Genomic DNA, 17,195 nt, shown 5'->3' with positions numbered 1-17,195 from the left:
GCCAGATGAAGGCGATCCCGCATGCCGCGGTTGGGGGCGGTGCAGTTTGCCCATTGTCTTTTCCACAGGACTGCTTTTATTGTGTCCGGACGGGCCGGGCCAGTTTTGTGTCCATAAGCCCCGAATCATTGAGTTTCGCTGCTTTGCTGAAGGTGATGACATATTATTCGCCGCAAAGCAGACCGATTGTGCCCCTTTCGGGGCAATGTAGTACCTGAGCCCGGAACGTCTGGGCGAAAGGAATAAATGGGCAGGCTGCGGCTAACGCGCCTGTCGGAGAAGAACCGCGATGACGCGCGCGCAACGATTGAGTGACCGGGCAGGGGGCCACAGCGCCAGACCCTGCCGCGCGCCGTCCGATATCGCCCTGACAAGACACCTCCCCAAATGTGCCTGTCCACCTGGACGGGTCAGGACAACGCGTTTGGCGCGGTGCACCAAGGACACATGGCTAAGAAAATGCTTATCGATGCCACCCACGCGGAGGAAACCCGCGTCGTGGTGGTCGACGGAAACAAGGTCGAGGAGTTCGATTTTGAATCCGAAAACAAGCGCCAGCTTGCTGGCAACATCTATCTTGCAAAAGTAACACGGGTTGAGCCGTCGCTTCAGGCGGCCTTTGTGGATTATGGCGGGAACCGGCACGGCTTCCTGGCGTTTTCGGAAATTCACCCGGACTATTACCAGATCCCCATCGCCGACCGCGAGGCGCTGATGGAGGAAGATCGCGCCTATGCCGAGGCCATGAAGGCGCGGGATGAGGCCGACGAGGGCAAGCCGAAAAAGCGGCGTTCGCGCGCCCGATCAAAGGCCGCGGATCTTAAATCGGACGATCTGGTCGAAACGATTGAAGTTTCGACCGAGCCGACCGGTATGGAAACCATCGACCTTGACGATGCCGACATGGAGGTGCCCGAGGGGACATCGCCAATGGAAATCGTCGCTGAAACACCTGTTGAGGAGCCTGCGGACAACGAAGCGCCGGAAGCTGTGTCAGATGACACTGCTGAAGAAACGGCTTCGGAAGACGAGGCTCAGGCTGAAACGGTCGAGTCTTCACAAGACGATGCAGCAGGGGATTCTGATGACGCGGCGGATGCTTCAATCGCTGACGATGGCGATGAAGCGTCTGAATTGTCTGAGGATGACCCGGACGCAGATGATGGCGATGCGGATGAGGAACACGCTGACGCAGCCGCGAAAGATGACACGATTGAAACCGTAGCCGAGGAAGACGACAGCGAGGACATCCGCCCTCAGCGCAAGCCACGCCCACGCCGGTATAAGATTCAGGAAGTGATCAAAGTGCGCCAGGTGCTGCTGGTGCAGGTCGTCAAGGAAGAACGCGGCAACAAAGGGGCAGCCCTGACGACCTATCTGTCGCTGGCAGGTCGCTATTGTGTTTTGATGCCGAACACCGCGCGTGGCGGTGGGATCAGCCGCAAGATCACCAACGCGGTTGACCGCAAAAAGCTGAAAGAAATCGCGGCGGATATTGATGTGCCGACAGGGGCGGGTTTGATTATCCGGACTGCAGGCGCCAAGCGCACAAAATCGGAAATCAAGCGCGACTATGAGTACCTGCAACGCCTGTGGGAGCAGATCCGGGCATTGACCCTGGAATCCATTGCACCTGCGAAGATCTATGAAGAAGGCGATCTGATCAAACGGTCGATCCGGGACCTTTATAACCGCGATATCGACGAGGTTCTGGTCGAGGGCGAGGGCGGATACCGCATCGCCAAGGACTTTATGAAGATGATCATGCCGTCGCACGCCAAGAATGTGAAACGGTACGAGGACGCGCTGCCGCTGTTTGCGCGCTATCAGGTGGAAAGCTATCTGGCGGGGATGTTCAACCCGACCGTTCAGCTGAAATCTGGCGGGTATATCGTGATCGGCGTGACCGAAGCGCTGGTGGCAATCGACGTGAACTCGGGCCGGGCCACGAAAGAAGGCTCGATCGAGGAAACGGCGCTGAAAACCAATCTGGAAGCCGCGGAAGAAGTGGCGCGTCAGTTGCGTCTGCGTGACCTTGCCGGTCTGATTGTCATCGATTTCATCGACATGGACGAGCGCAAGAACAATGCGTCGGTTGAAAAGCGTCTTAAGGACAAGCTGAAAACCGACCGTGCCCGCATTCAGGTCGGCCGGATTTCGGGTTTTGGCCTGCTCGAGATGAGCCGTCAGAGGCTGCGTCCGGGTATGATCGAGGCGACCACGCAGCCATGCCCGGCATGCCATGGCACCGGCCTGATCCGTTCGGACGACAACATGGCGCTGTCGATCCTGCGTCAGATCGAAGAAGAAGGCACGCGCCGCCGCTCGCGCGAGGTTCTGGTGCGCTGCCCGGTCAGTATCGCGAACTTCCTGATGAACCAGAAGCGCGAGCATATTGCCCAGATCGAATCGCGCTATGGCCTGTCTGTACGGATCGAAGGCGATGTGCATCTGGTCAGCCCGGATTTCTCGATGGAGAAATTCAAGACCGCCAGCCGCATTGTTCCCGAAGCGACAGCTCCTGTCGTGTCGGTCGATGCCTCGCTGATGGATCTGGTGGATTCTTCGGAAGAGGAGGAAGCCGAAGAGGATATCGCGTCGATTGAAGATGATACCAAACCCAAGCGCAAGCGCCGCCGTCGTCGTCGCAAGAAAGGCGCGAGCAACGGTGACGCGGCGGAACAGGGCGCGGATGACGGCGAAGGGTCAGAGCAGGAGGATGCCGTAGGCGAATCCGCTGAAACGGAAACCGCTGTCGAGACAACCGAAGCCGAAGCAACGGAAGAGGAAAAACCCGCCAAGCCCAAGCGTAAGCGCGCTCCGCGTCGTCGTAAGAAAGATGCGGTAGCAGAAGAGGGTGCGGAACAGTCGGAAGCACCGGACACCGATGCCGGGGCCGATGCACCGGCGGTTGAAGAGGCGGCCTCAGACGCAGAAGCCGAACCTGCCGAGGCGGCTGTCGCCGAGCAAAGCGAAGCCGCTGAGGCTGTTGACGCTGCGCCGGAAGCAACAGAGTTTGCCGAGCAGACTGAGGAAGTCGCACAAGCTGAAGCGATCGTTGCGGTGGAAGAACCTGAAGTTCAATCTGCCGATGAGCCGATCGAAGACGCACCCGTGGAAGAAACACCCATGGCAGCAGAACCTGAACCGGTGCTTGAAACTGTGGCAGATGAACCTGAGCCAGAATCCGACAGGCCCAAACGGCGCGGATGGTGGTCGCTGGGCAACTGATGAAAGGGCGGGCAGATTTGCCCGCCTTTTTTATATCACAAAGTCAGTCGGTTTTTCGGATCAGATAGACCTGATGTTCGCCATCCAAATCCTGAGACAGCAATGTGTGGCCAGCTTCGGCGCAAAAATGCGGGACATCGATGATGGCTGCCGGGTCATCAGCCAGTACACGCAACACAGAACCTTGCGGCATGGATTTCAGCCGTTTGCGGGCCTTGAGGACGGGCAGGGGGCAAAGAAGGCCCAGCGCATCCAGCGTATCTGTAATCTCTGACATGATTTTCGGGATAGGGCGTAGTTGTAATATTGTCCAGATTCCAAGCACGAGGATGTGACTCATTGGCCCCGTGACGGACCGCCATTCATCACTTATGTGCTTAGACATGTTTGGAATAGAAATCATAGACGCGGGGCTGCTGCCCGCCATGTTTGTTGCCCTGCTGGGTGGACTGATCAGCTTTCTGTCGCCTTGTGTGCTGCCCATCGTGCCGCCCTATCTGGCATATATGAGCGGCGTCACGATCAACGAAATGCAGGATGAGGCCCGCGCCCGGCGCAAGGCAACCATGTCAGCGCTGTTCTTTGTGCTGGGTCTGTCGACGGTTTTTCTGCTGTTGGGATTTACCGCATCTGCCTTTGGAGTGTTCGTGCTGCAAAATCAGGTGCTTTTTGCCAAACTGTCCGGTGCCGTTGTCATTGTCTTTGGCCTGCATTTCCTGAATGTCTTCCGTATCCCCTTTCTGGACCGCGAAGCGCGGATCGAAACCGGCGATTCCGGTGGCTCGGTCTTTGGTGCTTATATTCTTGGGTTGGCCTTTGCTTTCGGCTGGACGCCCTGTATCGGCCCCCAGCTGGGCGCGATCCTGTCCCTTGCGGCAACCGAGGCCTCGGTGGCGCGCGGCACGCTGTTGCTGGGTGTTTATGCAGCCGGATTGGGTATTCCGTTTCTGCTGGCAGCCATGTTTCTCAACCGCTCTATGACCGTGATGAACCGGATCAAGCCCTATATGGGCGTGATCGAAAAGGTCATGGGAGGGCTGCTGCTGTTCGTGGGCATCATGCTGATCACAGGCCTGTTCACCCGCTTCAGCTGGTGGTTGCTTGAAACCTTCCCGGCGCTTGCGAATTTCGGCTGAGCGTCTGCCCCCCTTACCTTGACCTAAAGCCTGCGTTAACCTGCGCGGCAGAAGGTAAAGGCATGAGCAGTCAGAGAAATCAGTCACAGGTTCGCAAACGCCGGGTGTTCTACATCCCCGGTTATGACCCGATGCCGCCGCGACGATATCGCGAGCTTTACCGAACCGAGTCGCAGGCGCAGGCCCGGATCTCGGGATATGAGATCGCCATGGCCCCCAAGTCCGCAAAAGGTCTGTTCGGCTGGTCCGTGACATCATTGCAGGACGGTGCGTCTGTTGAGACAGAAATCGAAGTTCTGGTCTGGTCAGACATCGTGCGCGACAGCATGTCCGCGTCGATCCCTGCAACCTATGCGCAGTTGGCCCACACGGCGTGGATATACATTTCGACCGGCGCTTTGTGGCGCCTGATGCGGTTGCGCAAGGGCCCGGTGATTGCGGCCCTCTATCCGGTGGCGATGTTGGTGTCTCAGCTGCTGGTTGCGTTTGCAGTCGTGTGGGCATGTGTGGCGATGGCTGGCTGGTGGGGTCTGTTTCCGGGTATTGCCGTTGCGGTTGCGCTGATGCTGTGGTTCCGCAAGATCGACAACCGGTTGTTTGCCTACTACCTGATGCATGATTACGCCTATTCCGCACAGTTAAAGGGGGAAACTCCGCTTAAACTGAAGGAAAGGCTGGCCGCATTCCGCAAAGCGATTGAAGCCGCGCTGATATCCGGTGTGGATGAGGTTCTGGTGGTGGGCCACAGTTCGGGTGCGCATCTGGGGGTGTCTGTTCTGGCCGACCTGATCCGCGACAGGGCTGTGCCGAAACAGGGGGCAGAGTTGTCGTTCCTAAGCCTGGGGCAGGTGATGCCTATGGTATCCTTTCTGCCAAATGCGCATGGCCTTCGGTCCGACCTTCAATTCCTGTCCTCCAGTTCCGACATCACGTGGGTCGATGTCTCGGCCCCCGGGGATGGCTGCGCATTTGCGCTGTGTGATCCGGTGGCCGTCACAGGGGTGGCCGGGCCGGACAAACGCTGGCCGCTTGTCCTTTCAACCGCCTTTACCCAAACCCTGGCGCCTGAACGTTGGAAAGCCCTGCGCTGGCGGTTCTTCCGACTGCATTTTCAGTACCTTTGCGCCTTCGATAAGCCGGGTCTGTACGACTATTTTCGGATAACGGCAGGCCCTTTGACGCTGAAACAGCGGTTCCTTGGGCGCACACCCTCGCGCAGCCGGATTGAGACGCCAGTATCCAAATACACGTCGGTGCGCCCATGATCCCGCCCAAGCCCCAGCCACGCGCAGACAAGGTTTCCCTACTGCGTTACCTGAAACTGTTTCGTCAGGATCTGCTGTCTGCGCAGCCAGCGCGCCTTTATCGCGCGTGGATGGCCGAATTCAGGACACCCTTCTTTCGATCTTTCCTGATCAATCAACCGGACCTGATTGACACCGTCCTCAGGAAACGCCCCGAAGATTTCCCTAAATCGGGCCGGATCAGCGAAGGCCTGCGCCCCTTGCTTGGAAATTCGGTGTTTCTGACCAACGGAGAGACGTGGAAACGTCAGCGGCGCATCATTGACCCGGCATTTGAGGGCGGGCGGCTGAAAGACACGTTTCCCGCCATGCTGGCCGCGGCAGACGCATGTGTTGAGCGGTTGCGGCCCCATGCCGGCAAACAGATCGAAGTCGAAGAGCAGACAAGCCATGCCGCAGCGGATGTGATCTTTCGCACCTTGTTTTCGGTGCCGATCGACCACGCCATAGCTAACAAGGTGTTTGAAAAGTTCCGCAGCTACCAGCGCGAACAACCTCTGCTGAACCTTGCAGCTTTCGTTCCGCTGCCCAAATGGATGCCTCGGTTTCACTCCCGAACGACACGGAAAAACGCCGAAGATATTCGCAACCTGATCACTGACCTGACCCATGAGCGGGCTGAGGCGATCAAGGCCGGAACCGCACCCGACGATCTGGCAACCAAGATCATGACGACCGCTGACCCTGAAACCGGTCAGTTTTTCGGGCCCGAGGAAATGGTCGATCAGGTCGCGATCTTCTTTCTGGCAGGCCATGAAACCAGCGCATCGGCTCTGGCGTGGACAGTTTATCTGCTGGCAATTTATCCCGAATGGCAGGAAAGGATTGCTGACGAAGCTGCCGCTCTGGACGATCCGACATTTGCCTCGGTTTCCAAACTCAAGATCAGCCGCGACGTGTTTCGCGAGGCACTGCGCCTTTACCCACCGGTTCCCATGATGGTGCGAGAGGCCACGGGCCCACACCGTTTCCGAAACAGGGACGTTCCCAACGGGTCACAAATCGTCATCAGCCCTTGGCACCTGCACCGTCACGAACGGTTATGGGACAATCCCGACGGCTTTGACCCGACTCGCTGGAACAGTGAAAACGGCAAGACATGCCAGCGCGAAGCATATATCCCTTTCTCCGCAGGTCCCCGCGTTTGTACCGGGGCCGGGTTTGCCATGGTCGAAGGGCCGCTGATCCTGTCGATGCTGGTGCGAAATTTCAAATTCGAAACAATCAGCGGCAAAACGCCGGTTCCGGTGGCCCACCTGACCGTTCGATCCAGGGATGGCATATGGTTGCGGCTGATTGAGCGCTAACAAACTACCATCGGTCCTGACTGTGATGTATGCGGGGGGAGACATCGGAATCATCATTGAACGGGAAAACACTATGGCCAAAGCAGAACAGCGCGCGCAGATGATCAACGGCGCAGGCTTTATCGCGGCATTGGATCAAAGCGGCGGCTCGACCCCGAAAGCTTTGGCGTTGTACGGCGTTGACGCGTCGACCTACAGTTCGGACGCTGAGATGTTCGGTGAAATACAAAAGATGCGCGCGCGGATCATACTGGCAAATGACTTCACCAAGGACAAAGTCATCGGTGCGATCCTGTTCGAACGCACCCTCGGGGAAGAGATCGAGGGCCGCAAGGTCGCAGATTACCTTTGGTCGGTCAAAGGCATCGTGCCTTTTCTGAAAATCGACAAGGGCCTCGAGGATCAGGCCAACGGCGTTCAGCTGATGAAGCCGATCCCCGGTCTGGCCGACACGCTGGCAAAGGCAGAAGGCGTATTCGGCACCAAGGAACGTTCGGTCATCCACGAGGCTAATGCCGAAGGCATCGCGGCCGTGGTCGCCCAGCAATTCGACGTAGCCCGTGAAGTGACTGAAGCCGGGATGGTTCCAATCGTCGAGCCGGAGGTCAACATTCATTCAGAAACCAAAGCCGAGGCCGAGGAGATTCTGAAAGCTGAAATCCTGAAGAACCTCGACCAGCTGGTCGAAGGGCAGGAGGTCATGCTGAAGCTGACGATCCCGACACAGGCAAACCTGTATGACGAACTGGCCGACCATCCGCGCGTTCTGCGCGTCGTCGCGCTGTCAGGCGGGTATTCGACCGAAGAGGCCTGTAACCTGCTGGGTCAAAACGGCAAAATGATCGCGTCTTTCTCTCGCGCACTGACCGAAGGTCTCTCGAAACAGCAGTCAGACGCCGAATTCAACGCCGCTTTGGGCGGCAATATTGACAAGATTTTCAAAGCCTCTGTCTGATCCTCAGACGGGTTTCGTGAAAGAGCGGCGCAACTGTGCCGCTTTTTTTCTGCTGATACAGCCCTCGGCATGGTCATTGACCAGTCCCATGGCCTGCATGAACGCAAACACCGTCGTGGGGCCAACAAACTTCCAGCCCCGTTTCTTGAGGTCCTTCGACATCGCCACCGACTCGGGCGATGTGGATGCCGATTGCGGGGGCGGCGGCGTTTCCGCCTCATACCGCCAGACATAAGCAGCCAGCGATCCTTCAGACGCCACCAGCTCCTGCGCGCGGCGGGCGTTATTGATCACCGCCTCGATCTTGCCCCGGTGGCGAATGATCCCATCATTTTGCAGCAGACGTTCAACATCGGCTTCAGAGAATTCGGCCATCTTGTTGAAATCAAATCCATAAAACGCTTCTCGGAAATTCTCGCGCTTGTTCAGGATCGTGCGCCAGCTAAGACCCGACTGAAAACTTTCCAGGCACAGTTTCTCGAATAACCGCTGATCATCCGAGACCGGAAAACCCCATTCGTTGTCATGATAGTCAAAGAGTTCCGGCGCGGCCTGGCACCAGGAACACCGAGGTTGACCGTCTGGCCCCAATACTGTGTTGCTCATGTATGTACCCCTTTTGTTCCTCGGGGACGTTACACCCAACGACCAAGATCTGACAAGTGTTAAACCTTGTCTCGGTACCAGTTCAGAATAAACACGCGAATAGCCGAGGCCAATCCGGTTTCCGGGTCGCGGTCAACATCAATCTGCGCGGCCAGTGCATTGATTGGCTGATCTTTTTCTTTCGCAATGTCGCGAAATGCCCGCCAGAATTCATCTTCAAGCGAGACAGATGTCCGGTGGCCCTTGAGGGTCAATGAACGTTTTACCGGGCGACCGCTCATTCATCCAGCTCGTGATTGTCAAGGTCACGCTTCTGCTTGTCCTGCTGAAGCCTGACGATTGCTTTCTCGGACTTGGAGCGCCCAAAGGCGACGGCATTCTCATCTGCGCGGGCCTTCTTCTCGGCCCGCGCCTTTTCTTTTCGATACCGGTTCAGGTTGACCGGCTTGCCCATTAGTCTTTCGGGCCGATCATCTGTTCGGGGCGTACAACGGCATCAAAGGTTGCCTCGTCCACAAACCCCAGCGCAATGGCTTCTTCCTTGAGGGTTGTGCCGTTCTTATGCGCGGTCTTGGCGACCGTGGTGGCGTTGTCATAGCCGATGGTCGGGGCCAGCGCCGTCACCAGCATCAGCGATTCCTTCATCAGCTTGTCGATGCGCGGCTCATTGGCCTTGATGCCCAGCAACATCCGCTCGGTAAAGCTGTCGGCGGCGTCGCCCAGCAGCTGGATCGATTGCAACAGGTTGTAGGACATCATCGGGTTATAGACGTTCAGCTCGAAATGGCCCTGACTGCCTGCAAAATTCATCGCGGCGTTGTTGCCCATTACATGCGCAGCAACCTGTGTCAGCGCCTCGGCCTGGGTCGGGTTCACCTTGCCGGGCATGATGGACGAGCCGGGCTCGTTTTCGGGCAGGATCAGTTCGCCAAGCCCCGAACGCGGGCCAGAGCCCAGGAAACGGATGTCGTTGGCGATCTTATAGCAGCTGCCCGCAATGGTCGCCAAAGCCCCGGACATAAAGACCATGGCGTCATGAGCGGCCAGCGCTTCGAACTTGTTTGGCGCGGTCACAAAGGGCAAGCCGGTGATCTGCGCCATATGGCCCGCCACAGCTTCGCTCCAACCGTTTTGGGTGTTCAGGCCGGTGCCTACGGCGGTGCCGCCCTGCGCCAGCTCATAGATGCCGGGAAGCGCTGCGTGAACGCGTGCAATCCCCTGACGGATCTGGTGGGCATAACCGCTGAATTCCTGCCCCAGTGTCAGAGGTGTTGCATCCTGCGTATGAGTCCGGCCAATCTTGATGATGTCCTTGAACTCATCAGCCTTCTGCTCAAGACCAGAGGCCAGCTTTTCAAGCCCGGGCAGAAGGACGTCACGAACACTCATCGCCGTGGCAATGTGCATCGCAGTTGGAAAGGTGTCATTCGACGACTGACCCATGTTGCAGTGATCGTTCGGATGCACGGGGTCTTTTGAACCGATGACACCGCCCAGAATTTCGATGGCGCGGTTCGCGATGACCTCGTTCGAGTTCATGTTCGATTGGGTGCCGGAACCCGTCTGCCAGACGACCAGCGGAAAGTTGTCGTCAAACTGGCCGTCGATCACCTCACCCGCAGCCTGAATGATGGCATCGGCAATTCTGGCATCCAGCTTGCCGGTTGCCTTGTTCTCCATCGCGCAGGCTTGCTTGATCACGCCCAGCGCACGCACAATGGCAATGGGTTGTTTTTCCCAACCGATCGGAAAGTTCATGATCGAACGCTGCGTTTGCGCGCCCCAATACTTGTCGGCAGGAACCTCGAGCGGGCCAAAGCTGTCGGATTCGGTGCGGGTCTGAGACATCTGTCACTCCGTCTGGTATGCTGTTGTATGCCGTTTAGCCGCAGCTAAGCCGTGACGCAATCGGCCAGTTGCGCGCACCTTAAACCCAAGGGCGTCAAAGGTATAGGCGCGGGGTGCGTCACTTTTATTGTTATCGTCGGGGAATGTGCCATTGTGCGCGGCCCCCTCTCAGCTACAATAGGTTAGTAGCCGCCTTGGAGGACAAGATGTCGAATTTCCATCGCATTACGCTTGAAAAAGCGATCGTGTTATTTGCTGTCTGTGCTTTGTGGCTGTCCGTTTTGGGCGCATCTGCGCGCGCCGCGGACATTACCCCGTTCCTGGGGGATTATGTGGGCTCGGCAAATGTCGTGGATGCGGACGGAACCTCAACTCCAAGGGATATGAGCGTTTCAATTTTCGAGACCAAAAACGGGTTCAACGTCAGCTGGCAAACCACCACCTACAAGCTAGACGGGCGGGTAAAAGAACAGCAGTTCTCGATTGACTTCGTGCCCTCGGACCGCCCGGATGTGTTCTCGGCCGCGATGAAACGCAATGTGTTCGGTCATGAGGTTCCGCTGGACCCGATGAAAGGTGAACCCTTCGTATGGGGACGTATCGTTGGCGACACACTGACCGTGTTTTCGTTGTTCATCGACGTGGACGGCGGATATGAATTGCAGCAGTTCGATCGAACACTAGCCGAAGACGGGCTGAACCTGTCATTTTCACGCTTCATAGACGGCCAGAAATCCCGATCAGTCGAAACATTTCTGATGAAACGCTGAACCCCGCGCCGGGCGGGGCTCAAAGGCTTATTTGCGGAAGCTGTCCAGCGACACGACATCGGCGTCGTGATGTGCCTCTTCTTCCTCTTCGACCTCGATCAAGTCATCTGCAACATAATCGTCATCATCTTCGTCGTCCGGGCTTTCGAACCGCAGTCCAAATTCCACCGATGGATCGACAAAGGTCTTGATCGCGCCATAAGGAATATAGAGCGGTTCCGGTGCGTCCCCGAAATTGAGAGTAATGGCGAATCCGTTCTCTCCAACTTCGAGGTTTTCAAACCAGTGCTGCATGACGATTGTCATTTCTTCCGGATACCGGTCGCGCAGCCAATCCGCGATGTCCACGCCATCTTCGCGTGTGTCGAAGGTAATGAAAAAGTGATGCGCTCCGGGCAGACCGGATTTCGATACATCCGTCAGCACAGTCTTGATAAGCCCGCGCATGGCGGTGTGCATCAGGTTGCCGTAGTCGATGCCTTGCGACATGTGTCATCCTCAAAAGTGGTTAAGCTCAGCATAGGGGTTTTGTTCGGAAACGAAAGGGCAGGTATGATCGGATTGGTCAGATATTATGCGCAGCCAGCCCTGCCAGTGACATCAGAACCAGCACCGTACCGATCCCCAATTTTAGTCTAAATATCAATATTCCAGCAATAAAGGTTAACGCAAGCGCCGGGATATCGAGCGAAGACAGCCGGGGCACGGGTATTGCCGCCGGACCCAAATTCATATCTGGCACCGATTCGAAAAGAACATTCAGGGCAAACCACACGGAAAGGTTGAGAATCACTCCGACAACAGCGGCGGTGATGCCGTGAAGGGCGGCAGACAGGCGGGGACGCGTGGCCAGACGGTCAAGATAGGGGGCCGTCAGGAAAATCCACAAAAAGCAGGGCACAAACGTTGCCCATAGTGCGACAGCGCCCGCAGCAAGCGCCAGTGAGAATCCACCGTTGATCTGCCCCGTCAGCATGGCGACAAACTGTGTAACCAGTATCAATGGTCCGGGGGTGGTTTCCGCCAGCCCCAATCCGTCGATCATCTGGTCTGCACTGATCCAGTGGTACTGATCCACAACGGTTTGCGACATATAGGCCAGAACGGCATAGGCACCACCAAAGGTCACAACGGCCAGACGGGCAAAGAACCACCCCAAATCGCTGAGCAATTGGTGCCCGCTGAGTGTCAACGCAACAAGCGGCCCCAGCCAAAGCGGCAACCAGATCGCTATCGTCCGGGCCGAGCGGGCAAGGTGCGGCGTGTCCTGAGCCGTGGCTGCCTCAGCGGGTCCTTGATGACGCAAATACCCCCACAGAGCCGCGATCAGAATGATCAGCGGGAAGGGCAGGTTGAACAGAAAGATCGACAGAAACGACAGGCCCGCGATGACACGATGTTCCATATCCGTCAGCGCCTTACCTGACAGCTTGCGCAGGGCTTGCAGGACGATCACGATGACGGTCGCCTTGATGCCGGTAAATGCGGATTGCACCAATGGAACGTCGCCAAATGCTGAATAAAGCGCGACTAGAAAAGCAATGACAAACGCCCCCGGCAAAACGAACAGGCTGCCCGCAATCAGCCCGCCCACGAAACCGCGCAAGCGCCAGCCAGCATAGGTTGCCAATTGCATTGCCTCTGGACCGGGCAGCAACATGCACAAGGAAAGCGCGCGCAGATAGGTCTGTTCATCCAGCCAGGGCCTGCGCTCGACCAGTTCTTGATGCATCAGCGAGATCTGGGCGGCGGGGCCGCCAAATGACAACAGGCCGATCCGTCCGAATACCTTGAAAAGGTCCAGTGCCGAAGGTCTCATGCGCCATGACCCGATGGCCAGTCATGCTTTTCATCAAACCCGTCGCGTGCCCAGCGGAACAGAGCATCATAAAGGTGCAATCCGGCTTCAAGTTGAGCATGGTCATCGCGATACTGGCGGGACAAACCTACCGAGAACGCCAGCAACCCAGCGGCTTCCGGGGCCAGATCATGCTGGTCGGTATCCGCAGCGCGAATGATCCGGGCCATACGCTCAAGCGCCTCGGTTCGCAGGTCAAATGCCCGGATCATCGTGTCAAATGTGCAGCCGCTGTCCTGATGCGTCCAAAATGTACTCGGAACGTCAAAGGGGGTGGCATCAAAATGATCAACGACTCCCTGAACTTCTTCCGACGCGACGAAAAGGAACCGTGCCTTGCGGTCAACAAACCGGCGGATCAGCCAGGGGCAGGCGATGCGGTCAATTTTGGGTCTTTGGCGCGTAACCCACAATGTGCTGCCATTAACGCGCGCCGGTAATACCGACTGGGGTATCAACGGCGCCTCACGCTGTTCGTGCCACCCTTCATACCCACCTTCCAGATGTTCGGCGTTTTTGCCCGCCCCTCGTAGCCAGGACGCTACCCCCTGACTGAGCTTTTTGCCCTTGTGGCAGATTATTACACAAGGGTCGTTGCCAATCAGACGACTCATCGCGTCGATTTCCGTGTGCGGACAGCGAATTGATCCCGGAATCAGCCGCGGATCCTTACTGAAATCCGCATCAGTGCGTATATCGATCAGAACAGGCGCCTGAGGCGTTCCGATTAACCGGCTCAATTGGGTCGGTGTAATGGCGTTAAGAGCAGCCATAGCATGTCTCCTTTAGTCATTCGGATCCATGCGAAGCTTGGGCTGACGCCTCACGGGGTGTTCGCAAGCTGACCCCCTGCGTCAGTGCTACCGCGCAAGAACATAGGGGGTCAAGATTGCGGTTTGAACCGTCAGGACCAGTCGAGCCGCTGACCGGTCATGCACACGGGAAGGGTATCGGCGGGAAACTGCCCCATCTCTTCAAAAAACGAGATGAAATCGAAATGATTATACGCTTCGACCATCTTATTGTCTTTGAACCGGGCCATGACCTGACCGGTCACCTCCAAAGGGGCACCGTTATCGGCCCGGCACGTCTGCACATGCAGGATTGCGGATACCCAATCGCCGTTTTCGATGATCTTGGGCAAATCCACCTTGATATCCCCTAAGACATGACGAAACGCCGTGACGAGGTCCCGAAAATCGTCTGCACCCACCTGCATTTCGGGGATCAGCCCCTCGGCCATGGTTTCGGGCGCAAAGAACTGATCGATCGCCTCGGTGTTTCCGTTTTCCCAAACCTCAGAATACCAGGATCTGAGTATCTCCGAATTTGTCATCCCAACGCTCCTGTCCAGCTGCGAACACGATGGCAAAAAGGAATGAACAAACTCTGAATCTGCGCAAGGGCGGCATAAATATCAGACATATTGGGGGGAAGTGCAGGTTTCTGTTGCCAGGTACCTGCGAACCCCGCCTTACGCGGCTAGGCGCAAGGACTTAAGTTTCGGTCTTGTTACTGCTTACGCAGCAACTGCAACCGGAGCACGATTGTCGTTTGCAATTGTACTGTTTTCGCCGGTAACGGTGGCAGACCGCCGAGACAAAGCTTACCCCTTTAGACGTTCGTCGATCCTGTTTCGGCCCCATGATCCTCAAACGAAGGATTTTGGTGGAGCCGCCGGGTACCGCCCCCGGGTCCGATCCGCTTATTACGAGCGCGTTTATGTCCATAGTCCCGAAGGACACCTCATATATAGGTGAGGTGAGCGGCGGATGCAAACCCGGATTGCACATCTTTGTTTGCCGTTATTACAAAGCGTTACGAAGTTCTGTTGAAGTTGGTCGCGATCAAGCACATCTCCAGCACCCGTTCGATTCCACCGAAAGTAGCTGCCTTCAAGAAAGGCGGGTTATCCAGCGCCAATGGCAGGAACCGGTCTAGCGCGGCACCGGCATTGATTACGCCCAAGGACAGTGTGTTCCGGCCCAAAGGAAAGCGACTAAACCGCCGACCACAGCCCCAAAAGACCAACCAAAACAAGGCTCAGCGCCCAGATGAGTTCAAGGTTGAACCAGCTGCGGGACAAGAAACGCAGCCCCAGCCAACGATAAACGGCGAAGGCCAGAAACCCTCCGCCCAGAACCATGGCGGCGGTGTGCAAGGCCGCGACCCCCAGAACCAGCAGACCGTTGGTTGTCATGATTTTGGAAATCGCCTGATGACCGGCATCCAGTTCATCCAGCTGGCACAAACCCAGATAAATCGGAACCAGCATGAGGGCGGCCCCATGGGCAACGGCCACGAGAAACGACCACAGCGCCAGTTTGCTGGGTGGTATACGCGACAGAAAACGGGGATGGCGGCGGGTGATTGCAATGTAAAGCCCCATCGCGATGACAATCAACGCAGCCCAGATGCGGATTTCCTTTTGATAATCGACCAGAACGGCCATCAGCGCAAAGGGCAGAAGGACACCCAGCATGGCAACGAAATGCCCACCGGCCAAGGCCGCCAGTGCGCGCCACAGGGCGGATTGGCGCTGCTCCATCAGGGCCGAGGAAACCGCCAGCGGCCAGCCCATCCCGGGGTTCAGCCCGTGATACGCGCCGCTCAGAACAACGGCCAGCCAAAGGCCAGCCGTTGATGTCATCAGGGTTTCCAATTCAGACCGAGGGGTAACAGAAACTGTCGGTTGAACAATCTCCGCCCTCCAGCCGGATTTGGTGGCTGCGATATCCTTTGGGGAAATCGACCCAGAATTTCGGGTCCAAAACCAGCCCGCCATTCTCGCCCACATCCGCCTTGACCATGGCCGCGCCGCCTTCTTCGGGATAGAACTGATCGTCCCACGTGGAATAAAGCGAATTGGTCCAATAGACGCGTTTACCATCGCGGCTGATCTCGACCATTTGCGGCCCATAGCCAAAAGTCTGACCGTTCGGATGTTTGGTCTTTTTGACAATCCCTCCGATTTCGACCTTCCCGGCAAGGGTCGGGTTCATCGGATCGGACACATCATATTGATGCATCTCGCCGGTGCCCCAGCAGGCGACATAGAGGTATTTGTCATCCAGACTCAGGTCGATATCGGTGACCAGTGGTGGTACGGCGGCAAACCCCTTGAGAAGATCAGGAAGATCATCTGGATCAGCGGGTTGCGGGTCGATGGTGATCGTTTTCTTGGCTTCGAACGTGCCGTCGTCATTGCGCCACCACGTAAAGATTGCGCCTTGAAGGTTGGTGGTATCAACGACAACGCCGCAGAACCCGTGTTGTTTGACCGGGTCATGCGCGGGCCGGATTTCCAACGCCATCTGGTGGTTTTCGCCCAGATCGATGGTCTGAATATTGGTCCGGTTGCGCAGGTTCCAGAAATGGATGCGATGACCGTATTTGTTCGAAAGCAGATCCTCTGCCACCAGCCCGTTTTCAAATTGTGGGGGAAGGCCCCATTCGGAACTGACCATGTAATCGCGTGGCAGATTCCACCAGAAATCATAATGCTTGTCCTGCACGCCGCGCTCGATCTCATAGCGCCCGATGATCTCGAAGCTTTCACAATCCATGATGAAAATACCCGGAGGACCATCCGTGCCGTCCTCGCCGCCGCCGCCCAGCGTGCTGACATAGATGCCTTCCGGCCCGCAATGGATCGTGTGCGGTCGTGAATACCCGGTTTTATCAAAGACTTCCTCGGGTTCGATGATCTTGTGAATCTTCGCCTCAAGCGGGTTCTTTACATCGATGATGTATATCCGGCTGGAACGGATACCGGGGATGATCAGATAGCGACGTTCCAGAAACGCATGACCGCTGAGCGGTGACAGCGATGAGGAACAGGCATTCCAACCGAAATGGTGAAACTCGTCGCCTTTTTCGGGCATGATCACCTGATGCACGATCTTCCCGAAATCGGCCGAGGATGGATCGACATTCACAACTGCCAGCCCGTCAGGTTGCGAAAAGTCGGGGCTGAGCATCAGCGTGAAAGCAAGCGTTTCAGCAGGGCCTTCCATTGCCAGCTTGGCTGACGGATAAAAGGTTGGGTCCGGTCTTTTGTTCATAACGTCCTCCCGTAAATCATTGTCATTCAATTCATATTGAGAGTTCCGGTCTTGACGCCGGATGACATTCTGCCTGCTCGTACCTTTGCCTTTGAAAGTTTGTTTCCGTTTAAGCC

Annotated in this window: 17 protein-coding genes and 1 other RNA gene; 6 read left to right on the top strand and 12 right to left on the bottom strand. The window is 56.8% G+C overall.

What is annotated here, in order from left to right:
* Nucleotides 1-447 precede the first annotated feature (447 nt).
* Nucleotides 448-3,231: an Rne/Rng family ribonuclease gene (locus tag ACR0JI_RS11555; RefSeq protein ID WP_480493247.1), complete on the top strand. Its 2,784-nt coding sequence runs from the start codon at nt 448-450 to the stop codon at nt 3,229-3,231.
* Between the two features lie 43 nt (nt 3,232-3,274).
* Here the strand turns inward: ACR0JI_RS11555 and ACR0JI_RS11550 are convergent, their stop codons facing one another.
* Nucleotides 3,275-3,508 carry a sulfurtransferase TusA family protein gene (locus ACR0JI_RS11550; protein WP_480472617.1) on the bottom strand — a complete coding sequence of 78 codons (234 nt, stop codon included), beginning with the start codon at nt 3,506-3,508 and terminating at the stop codon, nt 3,275-3,277.
* Nucleotides 3,509-3,614: 106 nt separating this feature from the next.
* Here ACR0JI_RS11550 and ACR0JI_RS11545 point away from each other — a divergent pair, with 106 nt between their 5' ends.
* The 4 genes from ACR0JI_RS11545 (at nt 3,615) to ACR0JI_RS11530 (ending at nt 7,933) form a co-directional block, all read left to right on the top strand.
* Nucleotides 3,615-4,367, top strand: coding sequence for a cytochrome c biogenesis CcdA family protein (locus tag ACR0JI_RS11545; RefSeq protein WP_480493245.1), 753 nt, complete (start codon nt 3,615-3,617; stop codon nt 4,365-4,367).
* A gap of 62 nt (nt 4,368-4,429) precedes the next feature.
* On the top strand, nt 4,430-5,632 hold the full coding sequence (locus tag ACR0JI_RS11540) for a hypothetical protein (protein ID WP_480493243.1): 1,203 nt from the start codon (nt 4,430-4,432) through the stop codon (nt 5,630-5,632).
* A complete protein-coding gene (locus ACR0JI_RS11535; protein WP_480493242.1) occupies nt 5,629-6,978 on the top strand; it encodes a cytochrome P450 in 1,350 nt (449 codons plus the stop codon). Before ACR0JI_RS11540 ends, ACR0JI_RS11535 begins: the two co-directional genes overlap by 4 nt.
* Before the next feature lie 73 nt (nt 6,979-7,051).
* Nucleotides 7,052-7,933: a fructose bisphosphate aldolase gene (locus tag ACR0JI_RS11530; RefSeq protein WP_480493240.1), complete on the top strand. Its 882-nt coding sequence runs from the start codon at nt 7,052-7,054 to the stop codon at nt 7,931-7,933.
* A gap of 3 nt (nt 7,934-7,936) precedes the next feature.
* On the opposite strand, the gene ACR0JI_RS11525 is transcribed toward ACR0JI_RS11530, so the two are convergent.
* From ACR0JI_RS11525 to fumC, 4 genes are read right to left on the bottom strand one after another with little or no spacing between them, the layout of a single operon-like run.
* Entirely contained in the window at nt 7,937-8,539 is a 603-nt protein-coding gene (locus tag ACR0JI_RS11525) for a DNA-3-methyladenine glycosylase I (protein ID WP_480493238.1), read from the bottom strand.
* A 59-nt stretch (nt 8,540-8,598) separates the two neighbouring features.
* A complete protein-coding gene (locus ACR0JI_RS11520) occupies nt 8,599-8,820 on the bottom strand; it encodes a ribbon-helix-helix domain-containing protein (RefSeq protein ID WP_209504003.1) in 222 nt (73 codons plus the stop codon).
* Nucleotides 8,817-8,993, bottom strand: a complete 177-nt coding sequence (locus ACR0JI_RS11515; protein WP_480493237.1) for a DUF4169 family protein — start codon at nt 8,991-8,993, stop codon at nt 8,817-8,819. The genes ACR0JI_RS11520 and ACR0JI_RS11515 overlap by 4 nt, the downstream gene beginning before the upstream one ends.
* On the bottom strand, nt 8,993-10,387 hold the full coding sequence (gene fumC, locus ACR0JI_RS11510; RefSeq protein WP_480472631.1) for a class II fumarate hydratase: 1,395 nt from the start codon (nt 10,385-10,387) through the stop codon (nt 8,993-8,995). Before fumC ends, ACR0JI_RS11515 begins: the two co-directional genes overlap by 1 nt.
* Nucleotides 10,388-10,593: 206 nt before the next feature.
* Here fumC and ACR0JI_RS11505 point away from each other — a divergent pair, with 206 nt between their 5' ends.
* Entirely contained in the window at nt 10,594-11,157 is a 564-nt protein-coding gene (locus ACR0JI_RS11505; RefSeq protein WP_480472633.1) for a hypothetical protein, read from the top strand.
* A gap of 27 nt (nt 11,158-11,184) precedes the next feature.
* Here the strand turns inward: ACR0JI_RS11505 and ACR0JI_RS11500 are convergent, their stop codons facing one another.
* The 7 genes from ACR0JI_RS11500 to ACR0JI_RS11470 all read right to left on the bottom strand — a co-directional run bounded on the left by ACR0JI_RS11500 (nt 11,185) and on the right by ACR0JI_RS11470 (nt 17,079).
* Nucleotides 11,185-11,646, bottom strand: a complete 462-nt coding sequence (locus tag ACR0JI_RS11500; protein ID WP_480472635.1) for an SspB family protein — start codon at nt 11,644-11,646, stop codon at nt 11,185-11,187.
* A gap of 76 nt (nt 11,647-11,722) precedes the next feature.
* Entirely contained in the window at nt 11,723-12,976 is a 1,254-nt protein-coding gene (gene chrA / locus ACR0JI_RS11495) for a chromate efflux transporter (protein WP_480493235.1), read from the bottom strand.
* Nucleotides 12,973-13,788 (bottom strand): chromate resistance protein ChrB domain-containing protein, encoded by an 816-nt coding sequence (locus ACR0JI_RS11490; RefSeq protein WP_480493233.1) that lies wholly within the window; start codon nt 13,786-13,788, stop codon nt 12,973-12,975. The genes chrA and ACR0JI_RS11490 overlap by 4 nt, the downstream gene beginning before the upstream one ends.
* 131 nt (nt 13,789-13,919) lie before the next feature.
* Entirely contained in the window at nt 13,920-14,351 is a 432-nt protein-coding gene (locus ACR0JI_RS11485) for an ester cyclase (protein WP_480472641.1), read from the bottom strand.
* Between the two features lie 99 nt (nt 14,352-14,450).
* Nucleotides 14,451-14,797: a transfer-messenger RNA gene (ssrA, locus tag ACR0JI_RS11480) on the bottom strand.
* Between the two features lie 217 nt (nt 14,798-15,014).
* On the bottom strand, nt 15,015-15,665 hold the full coding sequence (locus ACR0JI_RS11475) for a hypothetical protein (RefSeq protein WP_480493231.1): 651 nt from the start codon (nt 15,663-15,665) through the stop codon (nt 15,015-15,017).
* Between the two features lie 13 nt (nt 15,666-15,678).
* Nucleotides 15,679-17,079, bottom strand: a complete 1,401-nt coding sequence (locus tag ACR0JI_RS11470) for a selenium-binding protein SBP56-related protein (protein WP_480472645.1) — start codon at nt 17,077-17,079, stop codon at nt 15,679-15,681.
* Nucleotides 17,080-17,195: the final 116 nt, after the last annotated feature.

It is taken from the genome of Ruegeria sp. N10 (genome assembly GCF_056531545.1).
Note: the sequence above shows the minus strand (reverse complement) of the source record. Positions and strands in the feature narration are given on the sequence as shown.